The 5,352-nt window shown below is 43.5% G+C and carries 3 protein-coding genes; 1 reads left to right on the forward strand and 2 read right to left on the reverse strand.

What is annotated here, in order from left to right; all coding sequences use genetic code 11:
- Nucleotides 1–148: 148 nt before the first annotated feature.
- Entirely contained in the window at nt 149–709 is a 561-nt protein-coding gene (locus tag MHN01_RS15455) for a TetR/AcrR family transcriptional regulator (RefSeq protein WP_239412160.1), read from the forward strand.
- A gap of 203 nt (nt 710–912) precedes the next feature.
- On the opposite strand, the gene MHN01_RS15460 is transcribed toward MHN01_RS15455, so the two are convergent.
- Both MHN01_RS15460 and MHN01_RS15465 read right to left on the reverse strand, forming a co-directional pair.
- Complete coding sequence (locus MHN01_RS15460; protein ID WP_239412161.1) at nt 913–4,047, reverse strand: efflux RND transporter permease subunit; 3,135 nt, start codon at nt 4,045–4,047, stop codon at nt 913–915.
- Entirely contained in the window at nt 4,031–5,140 is a 1,110-nt protein-coding gene (locus MHN01_RS15465) for an efflux RND transporter periplasmic adaptor subunit (RefSeq protein WP_239412162.1), read from the reverse strand. Before MHN01_RS15465 ends, MHN01_RS15460 begins: the two co-directional genes overlap by 17 nt.
- Between the last annotated feature and the right edge of the window lie 212 nt (nt 5,141–5,352).

Below are 5,352 nucleotides of genomic sequence, written 5' to 3' on the forward strand. Positions count from 1 at the left end.
TGACCGTGCAAAATGACTTATGATGTACCGTCTGAAGTGAGAAGGACTAATGTTAGTGCGGAAAAATTAACAAAAAAAGTTGAGAAATTTTGGGACCTCTTGTAGAAGGTAGTTAAAAGTACATTGTTTTAAGTGTCTGGTTTCATATATGTCAGAGATAAAAGAGTGCGAATTTAAGTTAGCGAGTGAGTTACTTAAGGTTTTTTCACAATATGGATTTCAAAAAGCTTCTATGCAAGATCTTGCAAAAGCTGCTGGAGTGTCGAGGCAATCTATATATAAAAAATTTGGCTCGAAAGATAAATGTTATGAATGGGTGCTGTATACATATTTAGCCAATATGTATTCACGGATTTTTGTACGTCTTGATAGCGATACAAAGGAGCCAAAGCAGACCCTGATTGATGTTTTTGATATTTTGATTGGTGAAGCGATTGAAATTATCAGCAACCCTCATGGAACAGCAGTGCTTGACGATACCTTGAAGGCGACACATACATCTAGTGAAGACTGGCCACTACGTTTTAGAGCTAGACTTGCAGATTATCTGACGCGCCATGGTCTTGTACCAAAAAGTAACGCCTTGGGTATTGCGTACACACTTATTTCTGCTGGGAAAGGGCTTTTGCTTGAAGAGTCAACGAGAGGTGATTATACCGAAAATATGACTTTTATTATTGATAGTGTCACTAAAGCAGAAACCCAGTAATTGCAATCATAGATATAATAAAAACAATGGTATAGCTCTAAAGGTGAGGAGCTGCTCATAAGGTAGATTAGTCTAATTCATTAACTCATAATGAACATCCCCACAGTCCCTCATGAGGATGTTCATGAATAAAGGCAAATTTAGCTTCCTATGGTTTACCTATTTGAAGCCATGAACAGATATCGACTATCCATATCAATAAATTATCCTTTTTTTGTCTCTACCTTAATGTTGTGAAGTACTGCATAAAACACCGGGACGAGGATCATCGTTACGATTGTGCCAAAGGTCAGACCGATCGCTATTGTGGTGGCCATCGCGACCCAGAATATATCTGTCAACAATGGCAGTACGCCAAGGATGGTAGTCGCGGCTCCGAGCAATACAGGACTAAAGCGCGAAACAGCCGCCTCAATTAAAGCATCTGTTTTATGCAGACCTTTGTTGAGGTTTACCTGAACTTCTTCCAACAATACAATTGCATTCTTGATCATCAGGCCAACAAGACTCATTGCGCCAAGCAGTGCCATAAATGAGAAAGGTTGATTGAAATAAAGTAACCCGCCAGTTATTCCTATCATCGCGAACGGAACCACAGCAAATACCACGAAGGCTGGCCTGAATGCGTTGAAGAGGGCAACCACGATAAATACCATAATTATCAATGCTGGTGCAGCCCCGGGTTTGAGTGAGTTCTGGGCATCTGCCGTGCTGTAGGTTTCGCCTCGCCACTCCAGTTTATAACCTGGTGGTAATTCGATAGCTTCGAACTGAGCGCGGACTTCATCGACTAAAGCAGGAAGAGTCACACCGTCAGGACTCGCCTGAACAGCAACGGATCTGCGTCGATTCCACCGCACAATAGTTGGATCTTCTAATTCAACAACACCATCGGTTACTGAGGAAAGAGGTACTGCCTTGATAGAAAAGGCCGGGGTTACTTGAAGTTGAGCTATGTTACTCGCAAGCTGTTGGCGTTCTTCTTCGTTGCGACGAAGGATAATGGGCATTAAATTATCCTTTTCGCGATATAAACCAACTGGAATACCATCGTATCCAATACGAAATGCATTAGCGATATCAGAACGTGTTGTTCCTGTCCAAACCCCTGTCACTTGATCATAATGAGCAATAATGTGAGAGGTTCTGTTACGCATATCGGTGCGAATATCCTTAGCCCTTGGTGTTGCATGCAGAATAGCCTGACCTTGCTCTGCAAGGTCTCTTAAGACCATTGGGTCTGCATTTGCCGGTCCGCTAAAACGTACCTCAAATGGCCAGGTATTACCTGGTCCTGCAGTATATTTTCTGACTCGTACCAAAGCTTCCGGGATTTCTGATTTTACCCATGGCTCGAGATCGGCAACCAAGTCATCGACGACATCCAGTGACGTTGTGTTGATAACCAATTGCGCATAACTTGCGTAAGGAAACTCTGGATCAACGGGAAGATAAAAACGAGGTCCCCCCGAGCCAATGAATGAAGTTACGCTATCCACACGTTTATCATCAGCTAGTTTTTCTTCAACCCGTTTGGCAAGGCTTGATGTTTGATCGATAGTTGTTCCCTCATCCGCCCAGATATCAACCATAAACTGCGCCCTGGTTGCGTCTGTAAAAAACAATCGGTCGACATAGTTAAAGCCATAGATTGAGGTTCCCAAAAGGGTAAACATCAATAAGCTTGTAACGATTCTAAATCGTAAGCAAAGCGTTAGAATTGAGCGAAATGCTCTTAGAAGAATACTTTCACGTACCTCTCCCTGTGTATTTGGCAGCTTGACGATGTCAAGACATAGAAGCGGTGTTATGGTCATTGCGATCACCCAGCTAAGGATGAGCGAAACACCCACAACTACAAAAAGTGATGCTGCATATTCGCCAGAGTTAGTTCGGGCGGCGAAAATCGGAAAGAACGCCATCACAGCGACTAAAGTGGCACCAAGCAAAGCGACACTCGGTTGTGTAGCTGCCTCAATAGCTGCTTTAGTCCGGCTCATTCCTTTTTTAAGGCGTACTGCCATGCCGTCTGCAACAACAATAGCATTGTCGACCATCATACCGAGAGCAATAACCAAAGCCCCCAGAGATACGCGTTGCAGGTCAATTCCAAGCACGACCATGACCATAAAAGTCGCAAGGATCGTTAATATAAGCGAGCCCCCAATGATGACGCCCATGCGCCAACCCATAAACAGGGTAATGACAACAAGTACGATCAGTACGGCTTCGATAAGGCTTATAATAAATGAATCAATTGCAGAGGTGACCAGATCACTCTGCCATGCCACTTTGTGAATCTCAATGCCAACAGGCAGCCTCGTGATGATTTCCTCAAGCGCTTCATCTAGGTTTCTGCCAGTATCAACAATGTTTCCGCCTGAAATGTTGGCAATCGAGATGCCAATAGCTGGTTGCTCATTGAAGCGCATATCGTTGATTTTCGGTTCAATATAACCTTTGCGAATATCAACAATGTCTCTTAGCCTAACCACGTCGGTGCTTCTGCTTGTTGGAATACCGTCAACGAGAGGTAAGCTTTCCATTGCATCGGCTACTTTGTCTTGCAGCGAAGGCCTTAGCTTGAGATCACCGATATCTTCAGCCGATTGAAATTGGCCGTCGGTGACTATACGTAAACGTCGATCATTGATTTCAAGTGAGCCTGCATCAACAACTTGATTTTGCAAATTTAAGGTACTGATAAAGTCTTGAGTGGACACTCCAAGGTCGAGAACTTTTTGCTCTGAAACGTCCAGATAAACTGCCTTAGTTTGTAATCCCCAGGGTTCAACCCGGGAAACACCATCAACAAGACTAAGTTCTTTACGAATAGTCTTTACGTGTTCTTCGAGCTCTGCATAGGAATAACCGTCTCCCGTTACAGCAAGCACGAAGCCATAGACGAAACTAAAGTCATCAATAACGTTAGGCGTCGAGGTGCCTGGTGGTAATAGATTACTTATATCGTTAACTTTGTGACGGAGTTTGTCCCAGACTTGAGGCAGCCTATCAGCCCAATATTCCTGTTTGATTTCCACCTTAATGATCGAAAGACCAGCATGGGAAAATGATGTCAGGAATTCAAGTTCGGGGAGCTCCTGAATCGCAGTTTCAAGGCGATCAGTAACTTCCAGTTCAACTTCCTGGGGGCTAGCACCTGGATATTGAGTAACGACCAGAGCGGTTTTTACAGTAAACTCAGGATCTTCTAGCTGCCCCATCTGAAAGTAACTGAAGAAACCTATTACTAATATCAGACAAAGGGAAAAATACGTGACGGCACGCTTTTGAATTGCAAATTGAGAAACTGACATAGTTTTACTCCACAGGTTCATGTAATCGGACCTTCTGGCCCTCAATCAATGAATTTGCGCCTGCCGTTACAATTCGTTCCCCTTTATTGACGCCACTGACAAGAACGCCACGCTCGGTGAATGAACGGATCTGAATTTGTCTTGCGCTGACCTGGTGCGAGTTTTCATCGATGATCCAGACATGCTTGTCATCTGGGTGTGAAGTATTCGGTGAAAAAATAGCAGTAACGGGTATCTGGATACCCACTTGTTGTAAATCAGCAGGTAATTTTACTTTTGCAGTAGCTCGACCAGCCATGCCCGGTTGAATTTTGTTACCCGGTGGTTGATCCATCACTATCGTGACAGGGTAGGTTCGTGTTGTTGGAGATGCATCGTTGCCAACGTGGGCAATTTGAGCCGGAATCACGAGATCAGGCAAGCTAGAAAATTGAACGTCTATGGATTGTACGTAAGGTTCAAGGTTGATCAGATTTTCGGGAACAGCAACTTCCATCTCTATTTTGGAGGTATCGAGCAATCTGACAATCGGCAGTCGAGCATTTGTTACCTGGAAATTTTCCACAAAGGTTTCTGAGACTGTACCGTCAAATGGTGCTACAAGGGTTGTATATTTGAGGTTAAGCCTTGCTTCATCTAAAGCCCCGTTAGTTGCTTCGATGTTTGCTTCAGTAGATCTCACCAAGGTAACTAGGTCATCAACTCTGGCTTGAGAAGTGTATTTTTTCTTTAGTAGTTCCCTTGTTCTTTTAAGATCTTTGTTGGCATCTTCCAATGAAGCTAAAAGCGCATCGCGTTGCCCTTCAAGCGTTCGGACTCGGGCAAGATAGGGGGCCGGATCCAGAGTGGCCAACACGTCACCTGTTTTTACCATAGAGCCAACTTCTACTGGTCGACTGATCAACTTTCCAGGAACCTCAAATCCTACGTTAAGTTCACGACGAGCTTTGGCGCGCCCCGGGTAAGTGGATAAGAGCACTGACTCCACATCGGCAGCTACTGTCGATAATACTGGACGGACTGGAGTTGGTTTGTCTGCCGGTTGTTGTTCTGCGTTGCAAGCTGTTAAAGCGAGAAGGCTAATTGTGAACACCGGTAAATACATTTTTTTCATTTAAGTATTCTTTCTTAAGGTTGATTCTCTGTATTAATGGTTTATTGCAAAAGTATTACGGTTTTTTACCTCCATTATGAAATAATCAAAATCGTTATTTTAACTATTAAGGCTAATTTGATGATGCTGTTTTATTGCGATTAAATGTTAGTATTATTCGATGCTAATATGAGTATGTTCCATTGATTTTTCAGTGGATTAATGCTTAACTT

The organism is Photobacterium sp. OFAV2-7, from assembly GCF_022347985.1.
Lineage (GTDB): Bacteria > Pseudomonadota > Gammaproteobacteria > Enterobacterales > Vibrionaceae > Photobacterium.

Bases quoted from the DNA above. Each gene is read 5' to 3' on its own strand.
- MHN01_RS15455 (WP_239412160.1), top strand. From the start codon at position 149: ATGTCAGAGATAAAAGAGTGCGAATTTAAGTTAGCGAGTGAGTTACTT.
- MHN01_RS15460 (WP_239412161.1), bottom strand. From the start codon at position 4,047: ATGAACCTGTGGAGTAAAACTATGTCAGTTTCTCAATTTGCAATTCAA.
- MHN01_RS15465 (WP_239412162.1), bottom strand. From the start codon at position 5,140: ATGAAAAAAATGTATTTACCGGTGTTCACAATTAGCCTTCTCGCTTTA.